Origin of the sequence: Cellulomonas sp. ACRRI, assembly GCF_022346185.1 — a bacterium.
Classification (GTDB): domain Bacteria; phylum Actinomycetota; class Actinomycetes; order Actinomycetales; family Cellulomonadaceae; genus Cellulomonas.
Genome location: NZ_JAKRMS010000001.1, coordinates 76,564 through 93,837, shown reverse-complemented (window position 1 = coordinate 93,837; position 17,274 = coordinate 76,564). Strand labels below are relative to the sequence as shown.

Genomic DNA, 17,274 nt, shown 5'->3' with positions numbered 1-17,274 from the left:
CGACTGACCTGTGCGCAGGCTGTTACTGGCACCTCTGCGTATCGAGATCGGTCGTACTCGTCTCGATTGTGGCGACGACGAGCCCGCTGGCATCTCTAGGGTGTTCGAGTGCGAACGTTGGCGACCGACAGGCTCCTGCTCCGGGACTTCACCGCTGGCGACGTCGAGGCGGTGCACGCCTACGCGGCCGATCCCCAGGTGTGCCGGTACATGGAGTGGGGGCCGAACACGCTGGAGCAGACGCACGAGTTCGTCGACCAGATGGTCGCGGCCGCGTCTCAGCCGGAGCGTGCCGCGATCAACTGGGCCGTCACGGTCGGCGGGGCCCTAGTGGGGACGTGCATGGTCTCCGTGACGAGCGTCCAGCACCGTCGTGGCGAAGTCGGCTACGTCGTGGCGCGGGAGCACTGGGGAAGGGGCTACGCCACGGAGGCCGCGTCGGCGGTCCTGGCGTTCGCGTGGCGCGAGCTCGGCCTGCACCGGGTCGAGGCGACATGCCGACCCGGCAACCTCGGGTCCCAGCGAGTGCTGCGCAAGCTCGGCATGCAGCAGGAAGGAGTCATGCGTTCCCACATGCTCATCCGCGGGGTTCGCGAGGACAGCCTGCTGTTCGCCGTCGTCGCCGGCGACGGCCCAGGCACCGCCTGACGCAGCAAGAGCACGAGTCAGGGCGTCAACGGGTTTTACTGGCACCTCTGCGTATCAAGATCGGTCGTACTCCTCGCCGACGAGCAACCTCGCGACCGCACCAGCCAGCTCGCGCCCGCGCCGGCGACGAGCAGCAGCGTCACGCGACCGCCCCGTCCACGCCGCTGGCGGGAGGCCGTTACGCCGTGATGTTGCGGTAGATCTCGACTCCGTTGACCATGTCGATCCCCGTGCCGGGCCTGTACACCGCGGCGATCTCGGCGGCGGCGTCGACAGCCATCCGGGACCGGTCGGCGCGTGCAAGCGCGGCGCGCAGTGCGGCCGCGTCGAGGTCGGTGCAGTAGGCCGGCGTTCCGGGCTGCATCCGCCACGAGTCAGCCAGGCTGCCGGCGTCGACGGCATCAAAGCCGGTGTCCTCGACCAGCTGCATCACGGTGGCCTTCGCGACGACGTCGTCACCGGCGACCGGGAGGGCAAGCCGCTCGGGGGTCCCGGGAGCTTCCCGCTTCAGCGCCAGGCTGCGCGAGAAGATCGTGTTCCACGCCTTGATGACCGGGCGGCCGATCTGCTCGCTGACCCATGCACTGCTGGGGTCGTCATGCTCGAGGCCGTCGACCACCCCGGCGAGTGCGTAGTAGTTGGACATGTCGACGATCACGGCGGATGCCGGCGCCCGGGTCAAGTCCTCCGCCAGCGACGGCATCTTGGCGAACGGGATGGAGAGCACGATGACGTCGGCGTCCACCACGGCGTCGGCGGTCGTCGCGGCTCGGGCCAGGAGCTCGGCCGCCAGTCGGTCGAGGGTCTCGGGTCCTCGTGAGTTGGCCATGGTGAGCGAGTGCTGCGCGACGGCGATCGATCGCGCGAGTTGGCTGCCGATGTCGCCGGTGCCGATGACGGACACGTTCATGGGTACTCCTGAGGAGTGGATGTCGAACCTCGGGGGTGGGTGTGCGGAACTCGGGCCTGCCGGTCGGTGGTCCTCGTGGCGGCGCCGTTGAGCGCCGCGGTTCGCGGTCCTTGCTCGTCGTGCGCGGTAGCAGCGTACGCCCACCGTGTCAGCAACTGTCAAATGCGACGGCTGGCGGCATCGGCCACACCGGCCCCCATGCGTCAGGGCAGCCGCGGTCACACGCTGTCGGTTACCAGCAGGATCAGCTGCGCGGAAGGGAGGTGGCCCCAAGACGTGGTCCGGGGCCACCTCCCTCGCGTCGTACTGCGGCTAGGTCAGACCTGACCCAGGCCTCCGTCGACCTGGATGTCGGCGCCGTTGATGAACGACGCGTCATCCGATGCGAGGAAGGCGACAGTCTTCGCCACCTCGGAGGGCTCGCCGAACCGCCGGGAGGGCGACTTCTGGACTGCGTCGTCGATGAACGCCTGGACCGTCTCGTCGCCCATGCCGCCCAGGAAGCCCTCGCTGGCGATCTGGCCCACCGTCACGACGTTGACGCGGATCTTGCGATCAGCCAGTTCCGCAGCCCACGTACGCGCGAAGCTGCGGATTCCGGCCTTGGTTGCGGCATACACGCCGACCTGGGGGACGCCCTGCTGCGCCCCGAGTGAGGAGGTCATGACGATCGACCCGCCGTCCACCATCAGCGGGAGGGCCGCCTGAACGAGGTGGATCAGGCCCTTGAAGTTGACGCCCAGCTGCTGGTCCACGGCCTCCTCGGTGATCTGGCCCAGGGGCTCGAAGCGCGCTGCCGCGGCATTGGCGAACAGTACGTCGATCTTGCCCGTCGTGGACTTGATCTCGTCGATCAGCGCTTCGATGTCCTCCTTGCTCCCAGCGTCTGCACGCACTCCGGTCGCCTTCGGCCCGAGTGCCGCCTCGGCCGCCCGCAGCTCCTCCACCCGGCGGCCGGTCACGAAGACCGTTGCCCCCTCGTCGATGAGCTGCTTGGCGGTGGCGAACCCGATACCGACGCTGCCCCCGGAGATCAGGGCGACCTTTCCTTCGAACCGACTGCTCATTCTGTTCTTCCTCGATGTCTGGATGCTTGATGAACTGACCTGGTGCGGGCACTGCCTGGCCCTCGGGCGGCGTCAGCGCGCCCGGTGGACACCAGGCACCGTCGCCCTGCGTGTTGGCGAGTGGCATGGCTGTGCGGTCTCTGCGCCTGCCATCTGCGCCGCTCGGGGCGGGCCGTGGGTGGACCGCGAAGGTCCCGCCCCCTCCTTGCGGGGCCTACTTCGTGATGTCGCGGTAGATCTGCACGCCGTTGACCATGTCCATGGACTGGGTCTCGGGGTCGTAGATGGCCTGGGCCTGGGTCATCCGGTCCCGGGCGTTGCGGGCCTTGTCCGCGCGCTCGAGCGCCTCCTTGACAGTGGCGGCGTCCAGGTCGGTGCAGTACACGGGGGAGCCGGGCTCCTGGCGCCAGGACTCGGCCAGCGGGCCTGCGTCGACCGCATCGAAGCCCGTGTCCTCGACCAGCTGCATCACGACCTGCTTGGCCACGACGTCGTCGCCGGCCACCGGCAGTGCCACCCGGTCGGGCTCACCGGCGCGACGGCCCTTGAGGGCGAGGCTGCGGGAGAAGATGGTGTTCCACGCCTTGACCAACGGGCGGCCGATCTGGTCACTGAGCCAGGCGGTGGTGGAGGCCGCGTCCGCGGCGCCCTCGACGACGGGCTGACCGTAGTAGTTGGACATGTCCACGAAGATCGTGGACTCGGGTGCCCGGCGAATGGTCTCCGCCATGCCGGCGATCGTCGCGAACGGGATGGACAGCACGACCACCTCGGCCTGAGCCATGGCGTCCTCGACCGTGGCGGCACGCGCGGGGACCTTCGCCGCCAGCTCCTGCAGGGACTGCGGGCCACGGGAGTTGGCCAAGATCACCTCGTGCTCCGCGGCGGCGAGTGCCCGCGCCAGCGGCTCGCCGATGTTTCCGGTACCGATGACTGCGACCTTCATGCGACTTCTCCTGTCTGTGCCGGCGCCGGGTCCGGCGCGCGGGCGTGGTGTGCGGCGATGCCAGACCGGTCGGCCCGCCTCACCGCTTGCTGACACCGTACGTCCTATGTGTCAGACGCTGTCAACCGCGGCACGGGCCCGCGTGTTCCCTATGAGAGGCGGCAGCTCAACGACCGGCGTTCTTCCTGCGCACTGCGGTCCGGAACGTGTACGCCAAAAGTGACAGCGCCTGTCGAAAGCGGCGCGTGCTAGCATGAGGCATGGCCAGGTCAGGAACGCGCGAAGTCGCACGTCGAGCGATCGCCGCGGAGATCACGTCCGCGGCGGAGTGCCTGTTCCGTGAGCAGGGATACGACGCCACCACCGTCGACGACATCGCCGCGCGCGTCGGCATGTCGCAGCGGACCTTCTTCCGGCACGTCGGGACCAAGGAGGACCTGGTCCTGGCTGAGTTCGACCGGCACGGGGACCGGATGGTCGAGCTCCTGCGCGCGCGCCCCTCGACCGAGAGCCCCTGGACCTCGCTGCGCCACACCTTCGAGGTGTTCGTGTCACTTCGGGAGGAGCCGGCGACCCGCGACCGGTCGGACCTGATGTGGTCGATCCTCCTGAACACCCCGTCGCTGCGAGCGGCGTACTTCGACCGGATGAATCTCATCCAGCAGCGTCTGGTCGACGTGCTCCAGGACCGCGTCCCTGACCCCGGACCTCGCGTGGTCACCCGCGCGCTCGTCGGTGCCGCCTTCGCCGCCCTCCACGCCGTCACAGAGAACTGCAACGACCGGCCGGGCACCTTCGCCGCCGACCTCGACGAGGTCTTGGATCAGCTCGCACCCGCCGCTGTCGGCGACGTCGAAGCCAGCCCGGCGTAGCTCGGCGCGTCACCTGGCGGCATGGGCGAACGCTCGGCGAGGTGGCCGGCTCTAGGTCGCCATGCAACGCGACATCACGTTGCTCGAGTTGCGTTTGCGCTGGTCAATGGCCGGCCCGCCTGTACGCCGGGGGAGGGACAGCCCCTGGTGGCGGGCTGTATCAGATGCGGTACGCAGACCACGGTGTGACATAACGTGCATTATCGGCGAACGCGATCACGGCCCCGGAGCCGGGAGCCGCCGCCAGGGGCAACAGCCGCCGTGCCGCCCGCACCGTGGTCGTCAGCGCGGTTCGAGCACCACGACCGGGATCTCGCGCGACGTCTTCGCCTCGTAGCCGGCGAAGCCCGCGTGCTCGGCCTTCTGCTTCTCCCAGATCGCCGTCCGCTCGTCGCCGGTGGCCACGCGTGCGAGGAACGTGCGGGTCTCGGTTCCGATCTCCGCCGAGACGCGCGGCTCCGCGACCAGGTTGTGGAACCACGCCGGGTTGACGTCGAGCCCGGCGTACGTGGCGAAGACCGCGACCCGGCCGTCGCCCAGGTCCTGGTACATGACCGGGTTGACCCGCTCCTGGCCGGACCTGGCCCCGGTGGTGTGCAGCAGCAGCAACGGCGCGCCCTCGAACCGCCCGCCGACCCTGCCGCCGTTCGCGCGGAACTCGGTGATGATGCTGGTGTTCCAGTCGTTCACGGTGACTCCTCTCCTGCCGTCCTGCGCCGCTTCTGACATGACCATGACTCATCGCCCGGAGCCGTGCCAAGGGCTCACAGCGCCGACGCGAGCGTGGTGGCGACCGAGGTCCTCGGCGGGGATGCTGAACGGGTCGGCGCTGTGCCGCCCGGGCGCGACCAGGAGGTGCCCGTCGGCCCCGGGGTCGACGTCCATGGACGCGACGATCGCCTCGTCCTGGAGCACCGTGGCGCTCGGGACGGTGCCGGCGCACGATGTCGCAGAACACGCACTCCCCTGGCCGGTCCGCGTCGTCGCTCACCCTGGCGATGCTCGTTCGCCTCGCCCGGTTGAACCTGCCCCAGGGGCAGGCCCTAGCGTCGCCCGCATGACGAGCAGCTACAGCACCGGCCAGGTCGCCCAGGCCCTCGGGGTGAGCGAGAAGGCCGTGCGCCTCTACGCCGCCCGCGGGCTCGTCCCGGTGGCGCAGGACCCGCGCACCGGTCGACGCGCGTTCTCGCCGGAGGCCCTCGACCGCGCGCGATCGGTCGGGCTGCTGCGCGGTGTCGGGCTCCCGCTCGCGGACATCGCGCGCGTGCTCGACGCGGCGGACCCGGTCGCCGCGTTCGACGACCTGTGGGGCGCCCGGCGCGAGCGGCTGCGCGCGCTGACGGCGGCGGGCGAGCGGGGGCGCGCCGCGCTGTCCTCGGCCCCGCTCCGCGACGTGCGGGTCGGCCACCGCGACGTCCCCGAGCGGCTGACCCTCGACCTGGAGCTGCGGACCGACCTGCCCGGGCTGCCCGACGCCATCGCCACGGGGACCGCCACGCTGTTCGACGTGCTGCGCGGTGCCGGAGCGGACCTGTCCGGGCACCCGTTCGTGGCCTACCACGGGCGTGCGACGGGGTCCGGGACGGCGCGCGTCACGGTCCGCGTCCCCGTCGCCGACCTGGTCCGGCCGTCCGGGCCGACCCGGCTGTCGGTCGACCCGGCGCACCGGGAGGAGTTCGTGCCCGTCGAGGACGCCCACGCCCGGGACCAGGCGTACCTCGTCCGGCTGCACGACCACCTGTCGTCCGGCGCGTCCCGCGGAGGGGGTCCCGCGGCGGGCGACAACCGGGAGATCTACCTGCCGACCTTCGGGACCGGGGTGGCGGGCCCGGTGATGGAGGTCGCGGTCCCGGTGGGCGCGCCGGGCTGACCGGGGCCTGGAAATCCGGTCGACAGCCCCGCGCCACGTGGGGCAGCATCAAACCGACTGCGCCGCGGGCACCGCCGCGGCGCCGAGGAGCACGAGGAGCTCGCGGATGTCCGCAGGGAGCGAGGTCGGCCGCCACGGCCACCTTGTGTGACGGGGACTCCCCCGTCGCGCCGGACCGACCCACCCGCACGGGTGCTGGTCGTCGTCCCCCGCGACGGGCGCTCCCCCGTGCCCGCGCGACCCTGACCGCAGCGGGCGTCACCACTCCCTGAGAGCGAGCCTGCTCATGCGTGCCCTGACCGTGCCCGAGATCCGTGCGTCCTTCGTCAACTGCTCCCGACGGGAGGCGGCCCAGGCGGTCGTCCCCGACCTGGCCGTCCTCGACTGGGACCGGCTGGACTACCTCGGCTGGACCGACCCGAAGAACCCGCGCCGCGCGTACGTCGTGACCGTCGTCGACGACCGTGCCACCGGGATGGTGCTGCGCGCGTCCGACGGCTCCACCCGCAGGAACGCGGTGTGCGCCTGGTGCGAGGACGTGATCGCCACGAACGAGGTCGCGCTGTTCGTCGCCCGCCTCGCCGGGTCGTCCGGCCGGAACGGCGACACGATCGGCACGCTGGTCTGCGCGGACTTCGCGTGCTCCCGCAACGCCCGCCGGCGCCCGATGATCGCCGAGGCGGGCGAGGACACCGCTGCCGTCGTCGCGCGGCGCGTCGCCGGCGTGCAGGAGCGCAGCGCGCGATTCGTGGCGGCGGTCGCCCGCGGCTGAGCCCTCCCGGCGTGCGCCGCACGGCGGTACCGTGCGGCGCATGCCGATCGCGCTCGAGAACGTCGGGATCGCCGTCCGCGACCTGGACGCGACCATCGCCTTCTTCACGGACCTCGGCCTGGAGGTCCTGGGCGGGGACGAGGTCAGCGGCGGGTGGGCGGACACCGCCGTGGGCCTGGACGGGAACCACGCCCGGATCGCGATGCTGCAGACGCCGGACGGCCGCGGCCGGCTGGAGCTGTTCGAGTACCTGCACCCCGACGCGATCGAGACGGAGCCCACGCGGCCGAACGAGATCGGCATGCACCGCGTCGCGTTCTCGGTCGACGACCTCGACCACGCCCTCGCGATCGCTGCGCGGCACGGCTGCCACCCCCTGCGGGGCGTGGCCACCTACGAGGACCTCTACCGGCTGACCTACGTCCGCGGCCCGAGCGGCATCATCGTGATGCTCGCCCAGGACCTGCGGCGCGGCTGAGTCCGCGGGGCCCTAGTGGACGCGGTGCAGCGCGACCACGAACCACACGATCTTGCCGCCGGCCCCGTCCCCCACGCAGCCCCAGCTCTCCGCCAGCGTCTGCACGATGTGCAGGCCGTGACCGCCCGGGCGCCCGTCGCGCCCCGTGCGCACGAGCGGCGGACGCGGGTCGTGGTCCAGCACCTCGAAGTGCATCACCGCGCCCCGTGACCGGAAGCGCATCGTCACCGTCGTGGTCCCCGCGGCGTGCACCACGGCGTTGGTCACCACCTCGCTGACGGCGAGCTCGACGGCCGCGAGGCCCCCGGTGCTCGCCCCCGCGAGGCGGGCCCGGTTCACGGCCCAGTGCCGCAACGTCGGGATCGAGGACGGCGACGCCGGTCCCGTGACCTCGTGAACATCGCTGTGCGGCCGCGCCATCTCGAACCCCTGTGCGCTGATCGTCGGACGCGATCGCAGACGACGTCGGAAGGGGTCTGGCCCGGAATCAGCCTGTCCGGGAGTCAAAGCCGCACGGCCACGCTAACGCCGGTCCGGTGCGCCCGCCATCCCGGGTCGTCCGACGGTGCGGCCGGCCACGCCGGCGTCGTCGACGGCCCGCCGCACCGGGGCTCACTGCAGCCCGAAGCCGCCGTCCGTCGTCAGCACCTGGCCGACCACCCACGAACCCGCGGGGCCGACCAGCCACCCGATGAGCCGCGCGGGGTCCGCGGGCTCGCCCCACCGCCCGAAAGGGGTCGCCGCCCGGAGCGCGTCGAGCTCTGCCAGCGGGCGGTCCGTCGACCCGGGATCGAGGTACCCGGTGTTCACCGGCCGGGGTTCACCGTGTTCAGGACGATCCCCAGGTCCAGCAGCTCCGCCGCCACGGTGGCGGTCACGCCGGCCAGCGCCGCCTTCGACGTCGCGTAGGCGACCTCGCCGCGCATCGGGCCGTGCTGCTGGCCCGAGGTCATCCAGACGACCTTCGGAGCGCGCTCCGAGTCCGCCGGAGCCGTCCGCGGGCGGCGCTCGCCCGGACGGGCTGCCGCGACCCCGGGCGCGGCGGCGAACTGGCGCGCGAACCGCTGCGTGAGCTGGATCGTCGACCGGGTGTTGGTCCCCCAGAACGCGTCCAGCGTCTCGGCCGTCATGTCCAGGATCGACCCGTCGCCGCCGCTGCGGGCGTGGTTGCAGACCAGCACGTCGACGGAGCCGGTCAGGTCGCGGGCCCGGTCGAGCAGCCGGTCGACCTGAGCGGGGTCGCGCAGGTCCGCGCTCGTACGGCCGGAGACCGCGTCACCCCGCAGGGCCGCCCGGACCCCGGCGGCGACCGCGTCCAGGTCGTCACCGCCCCAGGGCTGGTCCGCGTCGTGCGGTGCGAAGTCGTGCGTGCACACGCTCGCACCGAGCCGCGCGAGCTCGCACGCGACCGCGAACCCGATCCCCTTGCGGCGCGACACCCCCGTCACCAGGGCGGTGCGGCCGGCCAGCGGGAGCTCCTCGACAGACATGCGGCGACCGTACCGGGAGCGGTCAAGCGCATTCCGGGCCCCGCCGCGGCTAGCCCAGCGCGACGACCGCGCTGATCAGCGGCCCCACGACGACGAGCTGCATGAGCCCGAAGAACGCCCCGCACACGACGGTGAACCCCGCGGCCGCGGCGAGCCTGCCCGGAGCGCGCAGGTGCGCCACGACCCGAGCCACGAGTCGCCAGGGCCGCAGGACGTCCCAGCTGTTCACCCGGATGTTGCGGCCCAGGTAGACGCCGAACGCGGCGAGCAGCAGGACGGCGATCGTCAGCCAGCGGACCTCGGCGGACGCCAGCCCGTCGACGTCGTCGAACCGCAGCGCCACGTACGCGAGCTGCACGAAGAAGACGTTGATCAGCATGTTCAGCACGCCCGACATCGCGAGCGACAGCACGAGCAGGATGTCGTACCACTCCGGGACCCGCTCCCCCGGCTTGCGGTGGGACTGGTTGAGCTCGGTGACCAGATACCCGGCGTTGGGCAGCAGCAGCAGCCACGCGAGGACGACGACGGCCTCCGTCGCGACGCCCAGGGCGCGCGGGGCGCCCGCGGCGAGCAGCACCGCCACCGCCAGGACGCCGGCCCCGAGGACGAGCACGGGCGCGACCGACAGGCCGACGTTCAGCAGCATCGGGCGGTACAGGCGGGTCCCGAACACGGGGGCGCGGGCGACGACGAGGAGCACGGCGAGCACGTTCATCCCGACGACGCCCAGCACCGTGTCCTGCAGCAGCACCTGTCCCCCGTCCCCCGTCCGCCGAACCGACCTCGCCCATCGTGCCCGAGGAGCCGGCGGATCGGCCCGCGGATCGCCGCGCCCTCCCTCTTGACGCCGCACTTGTTTTTTGCAAGTGTGGTGCAGGTCACAGTCGGCCGCGTCCGAGGGAGTGCATCATGACCGCGATCTTCGTCAACCTGCCGGTGACCGACCTCGACCGCGCCAAGGCGTTCTACGAGGCCGTCGGTTTCACCATCAACCCGCTGTTCACCGACCACAACGCCGCGTGCGTCGTCGTCGAGGAGGACCACGGCTACGTCATGCTCGTGACCCGCGACTACTTCCAGACCTTCAGCGACCGCCCGATCGGCGACCCGTCGACGACCGTGTCCGCCGCCACGGCGATCTTCCTGGACAGCCGCGAGGCGGTGGACGACACCGTCGCCCGGGGGCTCGGCGCAGGCGGCGCCGAGGAGCGGCCCGCCTCGGACTACGGCTTCATGTACCAGCGGCAGCTCGCCGACCCGGACGGGAACCTGCTCGAGTTCGGCTGGATGGACCCCGTCGCCGCCGCGAACGGCCCCGCGGCCGTCGCCGACCAGCAGGCCTGAGGCCGGTGGCCGCGCGCGACTACGGGCAGTACTGCGGTGTCACCCGCGGCCTGGAGCTCGTGGGCGAGCGCTGGGCGCTGCTCATCGTGCGCGACCTGCTCGTCGGGCCGCGCCGCTACGGCGAGCTCGCGGCGGGCCTCCCCCGCATCCCGAGCAACGTCCTGGCGGCGCGGCTCAAGGAGCTGCAGGAGGCGGGCGTCATCCGGCGCGCGCCGCGGTCCCGGGTCATCGTCTACGAGCTGACGCCGTACGGGCGGGAGCTGGAGCCCGTCGTGCTCGCCCTCGGGGCGTGGGGCTTCAAGGCGATGGGCGACCCCCGCGAGGGCCAGGTGGTCACGGCCGACTCGATGGCCGTCGCCCTGCGCACCGCGTTCCGCGCGGACGTGGCCGCGGACCTGCCCCCGACCGCGTACGCGGCGCGCGTCGGCCCGGCGGACCTGCTCGTCCGGGTCGACGGCCCGGCGCTCGCGGTCGCGCGGGGCACCGACCCGGCCGCCGACCTCGCGTTCGCCGTGGGCCCCGGCATCCGACGGCTCATCTCCGGCGAGCTCGACCCCGCGGGGGCGATCGCGACCGGCGTGGTCGAGGTGCTGCACGGCCCCGACCGGCTGCTGGGCAGGTTCGCCCGGACGTTCCACCTCGCGGCCTGAGCCCCGTCGGCCGCGCGCTCGTGTTCACTGGGCGGATGCGACGGGTCCTGATCCTCGGCGGCACGGCCTGGCTGGGCCGCGCCGTCGCACGTGCGGCGGTGGCCCGCGGCGCGGAGGTGACGTGCCTCGCCCGCGGGGCCTCCGGCGACGCGCCGGAGGGCGCCCGCCTGGTCCGGGCGGACCGGTCCCGCCCGGGCGCCTACGACGCGCTCGGCGGCGAGTGGGACGCGGTGGTCGAGCTGGCGGACGAGCCCGCGCTGGTGCGGTCCGCGCTCGAGGCGCTCGCCGACCGCGCCCGGCACTGGACGCTGGTCTCGTCCGTGTCCGTGTACCGGCGCGACGACCAGCCGGGCGCCGACGAGTCCGCGGACCTCGTCGAGCCGCGCGACCTCACCGCGTACCCCGACGCGAAGGTGGCGGCCGAGCGCGCGTCCGCGGAGCGGCTGCCCGGCCGCCTGCTCGTCGCCCGCCCGGGCCTGATCGTCGGTCCCGGCGACCCCTCCGACCGCTTCGGGTACTGGCCCGCGCGGCTGCACCGCGGCGGCCGGGTGCTGCTGCCCACCGTCGCCGGCCGGGCGGTGCAGGTGATCGACGTGGACGACCTGGCCGCCTGGGTCGTCCGCGCCGGCGAGGACGCGGTGACCGGGGCGGTCGACGCGGTCGGGACCAGCGCACCCTTCGACGCCGTGGTGGACGCGGTGCGGGCCGTGACCGGGTTCACCGGGACGCTGGTGCCCGCCGACGACGCCTGGCTGCGCGCCCACGACGTCCGGTACTGGGCCGGCCCCCGGTCGCTGCCGCTCTGGTTGCCGGCGTCCGCGACGGGCTTCGCCCGCCGGTCGGGCGCGCGCTACCGGGCAGCCGGCGGCGGCGAGCGGGATCTGGCCGAGACCGTCGCGCGCGTCCTGCGGGACGAGGTCGCCCGTGGCACCGGCCGCCCGCGGCGCGCCGGGCTCACCGCGGGCGAGGAGGCCGACCTGCTCGCGGCGCTCGGCTGACGACGCCCCGTCGACGCGCCGGAACGCGTGCGCCGTGGTCCACTGCGGGTCGTGACCGCACGAGGTCAGCGACCCTCCCCCTCGACGGAAGCAGCGACGACATGAGCACCACCAGCCCCGCCCACCCGGCGGACGACCGCGACCCGGCCGACGCCTCGCTCGCCCGCGACGCCGGGCCGCTGCGCTCGGTCGTCGTGTACAACCCCGTGCGCGTCGACGGTCTCGAGGAGCGGCGGGCAGCCGTCGAGGCGGCGCTCACCGAGGCCGGGTGGCCGCTGCCCGAGTGGGTCGAGACGACGGAGGACGACCCGGGGGCCGGTCAGGCGCGGCGCGCGGTCGAGGACGGGGCCCAGGTCGTGTTCGCCTGCGGCGGCGACGGGACCGTGCGGTCGTGCATCGAGGGCCTCGCCGGCACGGACGTCGCGCTGGCGGTGCTCCCCGCCGGGACCGGCAACCTGCTCGCCGCGAACCTCGGCGTCCCGGACGACCCGGCCGCTGCCGTGCAGATCGCCACGGAGCACGGGCGGCGGCGGATCGACGTCGGCGAGGCCGACGGCCACACGTTCGCGGTCATGGCCGGCATGGGCTTCGACGCGGCGCTGCTCGACGACGCCTCGACGGCCCTCAAGGCCAGGGCGGGCTCCGTCGCCTACGTGCTGTCGGCGCTGACGCACCTGCGGGACCGCAGCATGCACCTCGAGATCCACCTGGACGACCGGCCGCCCGTGCGCCGCCGCGCGCGCTCGGTGATCATCGGGAACGTCGGGCGTCTGCAGGGCGGGGTGCGCCTGCTCGCCGACGCCGAGCCGGACAACGGGCAGATGGACGTCGCCGTGCTCGCCCCGCGCACGCTGGGCCACTGGGTGCAGACCGCCTGGGGCGTGCTCCGGCACCCGCACCGGGTCGCGCACCTGGACGTGCTGCGCGCCTCGCGGATCACCGTCGTCAGCGACCGCGAGGAGCGGCGTCAGGTCGACGGGGACGTCATCGAACCGGGCCGCACGCTGACCGTCACCGTCCGCCCGCAGGCGCTGGAGCTGTGCGTGCCGCGGCCCGAGCGCAGCCCCGACCTCGCCGAGGGCTCGGAGCGCCTCGGGGGCTAGCTCCTCTCTGGCACGATGCCGGGGTGACCGCGCGCTCCGCCCTCCTCGTGATCGACCTGCAGGTCGGGGTCGTCGACGGCTGCGTCGACGCGGCCGGCGTGCTTGCCCGGACCGCGGCCCTCGTGGACCGCGCCCGCGCAGAGGGCGTGCCGGTGGTGTGGGTGCAGGACCACGGCTCCTTCGCCGTCGGCTCGGACCCGTGGCGGCTCGCCCCGCCGCTGACCCGGCTCCCCGACGAGCCGGTGGTGGGCAAGGAGTACCGCGATGCGTTCGCCGGCACCGACCTCGCCGAGGTGCTCGCGCGCCTGGCGCCCACGCACCTCGTGGTCGCCGGTGCGCAGAGCGACTACTGCATCCGCACCACGACCCAGTCCGCGGCGGTGCGGGGCTTCGACGTGACGCTGGTCAGCGACGCCCACACCACCACCGACGCCGAGCACGACGGCGTGCGGATCACCGGCGAGCAGATCGTCGCCCACACGACGATGTACTTCCGCGGCCTGCGCTACCCGGGGCGCCGGTACGCGGCCGAGCCGCACGACCGCGTCGTCCTCGGCTAGCACCGGCGCGCCGGTGCTGCCGCGGGCCCGTACGCTTCCCGGCGTGCTCCGCCTCTCCGCCCCCCGGCTCGCGTTCGTCACCGAGCGCCACCTCGCGACGCTGACCACCCTCCGGGCCGACGGCACGCCGCACGTCGTGCCCGTCGCGTTCACCTGGGACGAGGACGCCGGGCTGGCGCGGGTGACGACGCGGCCCACGACCCAGAAGGCCGTGAACGCCCGCCGCCGCGTCGGCGGCGCCCCGGGACGCGCGGTGCTGTGCCAGGTCGACGGGCGGCGGTGGCTCACGCTCGAGGGCACCGTCGAGGTCGCCGACGACCCGGGCGAGGTGGCCGAGGCGCTGGCCCGGTACGCGGCGCGCTACCGCACGCCGGACCCGACGATCGAGCGGGTCGTCCTGCGGATCACCGCGGACCGGGCGATGTCGTCCCGCGACCTGGCCTGAGGCCGCCGGCCGGGTCGGCGTCCTCCGCGGGGCACTGCACGCCGTCGGCCGCGGAGGCCACCGGCGCCGGCGGCCAGAGGTTAGATCATTGACAGTTAGACCTCGAACACTTAGGTTTCTCAGCATGGACGCGCCCGAGCTCACGACGACACTCGACCTGGTCCGGTGGATCGGCTGGGCCCAGCGCAAGGCCGCCGAGGACTGGGTCCGCTCGCGCGGGCTCACCCACGAGCAGGCCTTCGTCCTGGGGTACCTCGCGCAGCACCCCGGGACGATCCAGCGGGACATCGCCGCGATGACCCGGACCAGCGCCGCGAGCGTCTCGAGCCTGCTCAAGGGCCTGGAGGCGCGCGGCCTGGTCGAGCGCCGCACCGAGCCGGGCGACGAGCGCAGGAAACGCGTGCACGCCACGCCGGAGGGCGCCGAGCTCGTCGCGGGCTTCGCGTCCGCGGTGGCGGCCGCCGACGACACGATCCTCGCACCGCTGGACCCGGACGAGCGCGCCACCCTGCACGCCCTCCTGACCAGGGTCACGTCCGCGCTCCCCCGCCCCACGCGGGACTGACGCCCTCGAGACCTCACCCCACCGCGCGGCCGGTCCGCGCGGCGGCACCCCGCGCCCACGCGCGCCCACCCCTCACCCCTGAGCATCCACGCGGCCCGCCGCGCGCTTCGCCCTGCCCAGAAACGGAGCAGCCATGCGCACCACGACCTCCTCACCCGCACCGGCCGACGCCCCCGGCACCGACCGCTGGTTCCTCTCCACCGCGCCCGTCGTCAGCGCCCTCGTGCACCTGTGCGTGCCGATGGCGGCGGCGATGATCGTCGGCGCGATCTACAACGTCGTCAACGCGGGCTTCATCGGCTCCCTGCACGACGACGCGCTGCTCGCCGCCGTGACCCTGGGGTCACCGGTCCTCGCGCTGGTCATGGCCATCGGCAACGTGTTCGGCGTCGGCGGGGGCGCGCTCGTCTCCCGGCTCCTGGGTGCGGCCGAGCGGGACGGCGCCCGCACCGGCGAGATCCGGCGGGTGTCGGCGTTCGCCCTGTGGGGCACCGTCGGGGTCGGCGTGCTCGTCGGCGGGGCGGGCCTGCTCCTGCTCGACCCGCTCGTCTCGCTCCTCGGGGCGGACCAGGCGGCACGGCACGCCACCACGACGTTCGTCGGCGTCCTGCTGGCCGGGGTGCCCGTGCTGGCCGCGGCCGTCTGCCTCGAGCAGCTGGTGCGCGCGGAGGGCGCCGCGCGCCAGGTGATGACCGGGCTGATCGCCTCGACGGTCGCGAACGTCCTCTTCGACGTGCTGTTCATCCTCGTCCTGCACCGGGGCGTCGCGGGAGCGGCGCTCGCCGTCACCCTCGCGAACGCGGTGACCGTCACGTACTTCGCCGTGTGGCTCGCCCGGAACAGCACGCACGTCAGCCTGGCGCCGCGCTGGTTCACGCTGTCGCCGTCCGTGCTGAAGCCGGTGCTGGGCGTCGGCATCGGCACGCTCCTGCAGTCGGCCTTCCTGATCGTCACCGCGCTGGTGCTCAACAACCTCGCCGCGGACTACGGCGACGGCCCCCTCGCGGCCATGGGCGTCGCCGTGCGGATCGCCCAGATGCCCGAGTTCCTGGTCATGGGCGTGACGCTCGGCGTGCTGCCCCTGCTCGCCTACGCGTACGGCAAGGGCGACCGCGCCCGGCTGACCGCGGCGCTGCGCGCGTCGGCGGTGGCCGTCGGCGGCGTGGCGGTGCTGTTCTCGGCCGTGGTGCTGCTGTTCCGGGACTCGCTGCTGGCGGTGTTCCTCACCGACCGCGCGGTGCTCGCGCTCGGGGTCACGGTGCTCGCGGCCCAGCTCACGGCGATGATCGCGAACGGGTTCACCGGGCTGATCACCTCGCTGTTCCAGGCCACCGGGCAGGCACTCCCCGCGACGATCATGTCCGTGACGCAGGGCGTGCTGTTCGTGCCGGTCGTGCTGCTGGGCGACCTCTGGTTCGGCCTGCCCGGGATCATCTGGGCGCTGACGGTCACCGAGGTGGCGGTGCTCGGCGCGGGCGCGGTCCTGCTGCTCACGACCCGGCGGGCGATCGGCCAGGGCCTCGCGGACGGGAGCCCGGAGCGCGCCGAGGAGGCGCTGGCGATGGCCGAGGGCTGACCCCGCGCCGCCGGGCCTACGTCCTCCGGCGCGCCCTGCGCGGATCCGGGTGGGGCGCGCCGGAAGCCGGAGGCGACGTGGGCCCTCGACCCGACCCCGGGGACCGGCGGCGGGAATCGGCTGGAGGACCGCGCGCCGCCGCGCGAGCATGGCCGCGTGGACACGACGACGCCGGAGCCCGCCGAGGCCCGCCTCCCCGGCGGGGGCATGGGCGGCGCCGTCCGGGCCGGGGGCACCGTCCGCCGCGCGGCGGGCCCGTGGACCCCGACCGTGCAGCGGCTCCTCGCCCACCTGCGCGCGGCGGGCGTCGTCGGCGTCCCGGCCCCGCTCGGCGTCGACGACCGCGGCCGGGACACGACCGAGCACGTGCCCGGTGACGTGCCCCGCTACCCGCTGCCCGCGTGGGTCTGGCGGGACGAGGTGCTCGCCGACGCCGCCGCGCTGCTCCGGCGCGTGCACGACGCGTCGGTGTCGTTCGACCGGGCCGGCGCCGTGTGGCGGCTGCCGCCGCGCGAGCCCGCCGAGGTGGTCTGCCACAGCGACACGTCGCCGGACAACATGGTGTTCCGGGACGGCCGCCTCGTGGCCCTGATCGACTGGGACACCGCCGCGCCGGGGCCGCGCGCCTGGGACCTGGCGTACCTGGCGTACCGGCTGGTCCCGCTCGGCCCGGCCGGAGCCGACCCGGGTCCGGTCCCCGTGGCCGAGCGCCGGCGGCGCCTGGACCTGCTCTGCCGGTCCTACGGCGGCGTGCGCCCGGACGACGTCCTCGCCGCGGTCCCGGTGCGGCTGCGCGAGCTCGCCCGGTTCACCCGGGAGCGTGCCGGCGGCGACGCCCGGCTGCTCGGGCACGTCGGGATGTACCTCGACGACGCGGCGTGGGTGGAGTCCCACGTCGCGGCGCTCGGCGCGCAGCCGGGGGCCGGCTGAGCACCGGACCCGGAATCCGGTGGCCGCCGGGACGACCGCGGGGCGAC

At 74.0% G+C, this 17,274-nt stretch carries 23 protein-coding genes; 14 read left to right on the top strand and 9 right to left on the bottom strand.

Annotation, left to right across the window (positions count from 1 at the left end):
* Positions 1 to 117 precede the first annotated feature (117 nt).
* A complete protein-coding gene (locus tag MHY85_RS00500; protein WP_239191758.1) occupies positions 118 to 648 on the top strand; it encodes a GNAT family N-acetyltransferase in 531 nt (176 codons plus the stop codon).
* A 178-nt stretch (positions 649 to 826) separates the two neighbouring features.
* Here the strand turns inward: MHY85_RS00500 and MHY85_RS00495 are convergent, their stop codons facing one another.
* The 3 genes from MHY85_RS00495 to MHY85_RS00485 all read right to left on the bottom strand — a co-directional run bounded on the left by MHY85_RS00495 (position 827) and on the right by MHY85_RS00485 (position 3,667).
* Positions 827 to 1,558, bottom strand: a complete 732-nt coding sequence (locus tag MHY85_RS00495) for an NADPH-dependent F420 reductase (protein ID WP_239191755.1) — start codon at positions 1,556 to 1,558, stop codon at positions 827 to 829.
* A 317-nt stretch (positions 1,559 to 1,875) separates the two neighbouring features.
* Complete coding sequence (locus tag MHY85_RS00490) at positions 1,876 to 2,625, bottom strand: SDR family NAD(P)-dependent oxidoreductase (RefSeq protein WP_239191752.1); 750 nt, start codon at positions 2,623 to 2,625, stop codon at positions 1,876 to 1,878.
* Positions 2,626 to 2,839: 214 nt separating this feature from the next.
* The gene (locus MHY85_RS00485; protein WP_308191286.1) at positions 2,840 to 3,667 is read right to left on the bottom strand and encodes an NADPH-dependent F420 reductase; all 828 of its coding nucleotides are present in this window, start codon (positions 3,665 to 3,667) and stop codon (positions 2,840 to 2,842) included.
* A gap of 164 nt (positions 3,668 to 3,831) precedes the next feature.
* Here MHY85_RS00485 and MHY85_RS00480 point away from each other — a divergent pair, with 164 nt between their 5' ends.
* Positions 3,832 to 4,443 (top strand): TetR/AcrR family transcriptional regulator, encoded by a 612-nt coding sequence (locus MHY85_RS00480; RefSeq protein WP_239191746.1) that lies wholly within the window; start codon positions 3,832 to 3,834, stop codon positions 4,441 to 4,443.
* A 282-nt stretch (positions 4,444 to 4,725) separates the two neighbouring features.
* Here the strand turns inward: MHY85_RS00480 and MHY85_RS00475 are convergent, their stop codons facing one another.
* Positions 4,726 to 5,133 carry a nitroreductase family deazaflavin-dependent oxidoreductase gene (locus MHY85_RS00475; protein WP_239191743.1) on the bottom strand — a complete coding sequence of 136 codons (408 nt, stop codon included), beginning with the start codon at positions 5,131 to 5,133 and terminating at the stop codon, positions 4,726 to 4,728.
* 48 nt (positions 5,134 to 5,181) lie between these two features.
* Positions 5,182 to 5,358, bottom strand: a complete 177-nt coding sequence (locus tag MHY85_RS00470; RefSeq protein WP_239191738.1) for an HIT domain-containing protein — start codon at positions 5,356 to 5,358, stop codon at positions 5,182 to 5,184.
* A 142-nt stretch (positions 5,359 to 5,500) separates the two neighbouring features.
* On the opposite strand from MHY85_RS00470, the gene MHY85_RS00465 reads away from it, so the two are divergent.
* The 3 genes from MHY85_RS00465 to MHY85_RS00455 all read left to right on the top strand — a co-directional run bounded on the left by MHY85_RS00465 (position 5,501) and on the right by MHY85_RS00455 (position 7,563).
* Positions 5,501 to 6,313 (top strand): MerR family transcriptional regulator, encoded by an 813-nt coding sequence (locus tag MHY85_RS00465; protein WP_239191737.1) that lies wholly within the window; start codon positions 5,501 to 5,503, stop codon positions 6,311 to 6,313.
* A 286-nt stretch (positions 6,314 to 6,599) separates the two neighbouring features.
* Positions 6,600 to 7,085: an FBP domain-containing protein gene (locus MHY85_RS00460; protein WP_239191734.1), complete on the top strand. Its 486-nt coding sequence runs from the start codon at positions 6,600 to 6,602 to the stop codon at positions 7,083 to 7,085.
* Between the two features lie 40 nt (positions 7,086 to 7,125).
* Positions 7,126 to 7,563 carry a VOC family protein gene (locus tag MHY85_RS00455; RefSeq protein WP_239191731.1) on the top strand — a complete coding sequence of 146 codons (438 nt, stop codon included), beginning with the start codon at positions 7,126 to 7,128 and terminating at the stop codon, positions 7,561 to 7,563.
* A 12-nt stretch (positions 7,564 to 7,575) separates the two neighbouring features.
* Here MHY85_RS00455 and MHY85_RS00450 read toward each other — a convergent pair whose 3' ends face one another.
* From MHY85_RS00450 to MHY85_RS00440, 4 genes are all read right to left on the bottom strand, one after another.
* Positions 7,576 to 7,983 (bottom strand): ATP-binding protein, encoded by a 408-nt coding sequence (locus MHY85_RS00450; RefSeq protein WP_239191728.1) that lies wholly within the window; start codon positions 7,981 to 7,983, stop codon positions 7,576 to 7,578.
* 192 nt (positions 7,984 to 8,175) lie between these two features.
* Entirely contained in the window at positions 8,176 to 8,373 is a 198-nt protein-coding gene (locus MHY85_RS21690; protein WP_308191285.1) for an SDR family oxidoreductase, read from the bottom strand.
* Entirely contained in the window at positions 8,370 to 9,053 is a 684-nt protein-coding gene (locus MHY85_RS00445; RefSeq protein ID WP_308191284.1) for an SDR family NAD(P)-dependent oxidoreductase, read from the bottom strand. Before MHY85_RS00445 ends, MHY85_RS21690 begins: the two co-directional genes overlap by 4 nt.
* A gap of 49 nt (positions 9,054 to 9,102) precedes the next feature.
* Entirely contained in the window at positions 9,103 to 9,807 is a 705-nt protein-coding gene (locus tag MHY85_RS00440; RefSeq protein WP_239191726.1) for a DUF1361 domain-containing protein, read from the bottom strand.
* Positions 9,808 to 9,965: 158 nt separating this feature from the next.
* Between MHY85_RS00440 and MHY85_RS00435 the strand changes: the two genes are divergently transcribed.
* The 9 genes from MHY85_RS00435 (at position 9,966) to MHY85_RS00395 (ending at position 17,227) form a co-directional block, all read left to right on the top strand.
* A complete protein-coding gene (locus MHY85_RS00435) occupies positions 9,966 to 10,400 on the top strand; it encodes a VOC family protein (protein WP_239191723.1) in 435 nt (144 codons plus the stop codon).
* 5 nt (positions 10,401 to 10,405) lie between these two features.
* The gene (locus MHY85_RS00430) at positions 10,406 to 11,050 is read left to right on the top strand and encodes a helix-turn-helix domain-containing protein (RefSeq protein ID WP_239191720.1); all 645 of its coding nucleotides are present in this window, start codon (positions 10,406 to 10,408) and stop codon (positions 11,048 to 11,050) included.
* A gap of 35 nt (positions 11,051 to 11,085) precedes the next feature.
* Complete coding sequence (locus MHY85_RS00425; protein ID WP_239191717.1) at positions 11,086 to 12,048, top strand: NAD-dependent epimerase/dehydratase family protein; 963 nt, start codon at positions 11,086 to 11,088, stop codon at positions 12,046 to 12,048.
* Between the two features lie 101 nt (positions 12,049 to 12,149).
* Positions 12,150 to 13,151 carry a diacylglycerol kinase family protein gene (locus MHY85_RS00420; RefSeq protein ID WP_239191714.1) on the top strand — a complete coding sequence of 334 codons (1,002 nt, stop codon included), beginning with the start codon at positions 12,150 to 12,152 and terminating at the stop codon, positions 13,149 to 13,151.
* 23 nt (positions 13,152 to 13,174) lie between these two features.
* Positions 13,175 to 13,711, top strand: a complete 537-nt coding sequence (locus tag MHY85_RS00415; RefSeq protein ID WP_239191711.1) for a cysteine hydrolase family protein — start codon at positions 13,175 to 13,177, stop codon at positions 13,709 to 13,711.
* 43 nt (positions 13,712 to 13,754) lie between these two features.
* Positions 13,755 to 14,156: a pyridoxamine 5'-phosphate oxidase family protein gene (locus MHY85_RS00410; protein WP_239191708.1), complete on the top strand. Its 402-nt coding sequence runs from the start codon at positions 13,755 to 13,757 to the stop codon at positions 14,154 to 14,156.
* Positions 14,157 to 14,280: 124 nt separating this feature from the next.
* A complete protein-coding gene (locus MHY85_RS00405; protein ID WP_239191705.1) occupies positions 14,281 to 14,721 on the top strand; it encodes a MarR family winged helix-turn-helix transcriptional regulator in 441 nt (146 codons plus the stop codon).
* A 133-nt stretch (positions 14,722 to 14,854) separates the two neighbouring features.
* Positions 14,855 to 16,297, top strand: a complete 1,443-nt coding sequence (locus MHY85_RS00400) for an MATE family efflux transporter (protein ID WP_239191702.1) — start codon at positions 14,855 to 14,857, stop codon at positions 16,295 to 16,297.
* Between the two features lie 156 nt (positions 16,298 to 16,453).
* On the top strand, positions 16,454 to 17,227 hold the full coding sequence (locus MHY85_RS00395; RefSeq protein WP_239191699.1) for a phosphotransferase: 774 nt from the start codon (positions 16,454 to 16,456) through the stop codon (positions 17,225 to 17,227).
* Positions 17,228 to 17,274 lie beyond the last annotated feature (47 nt).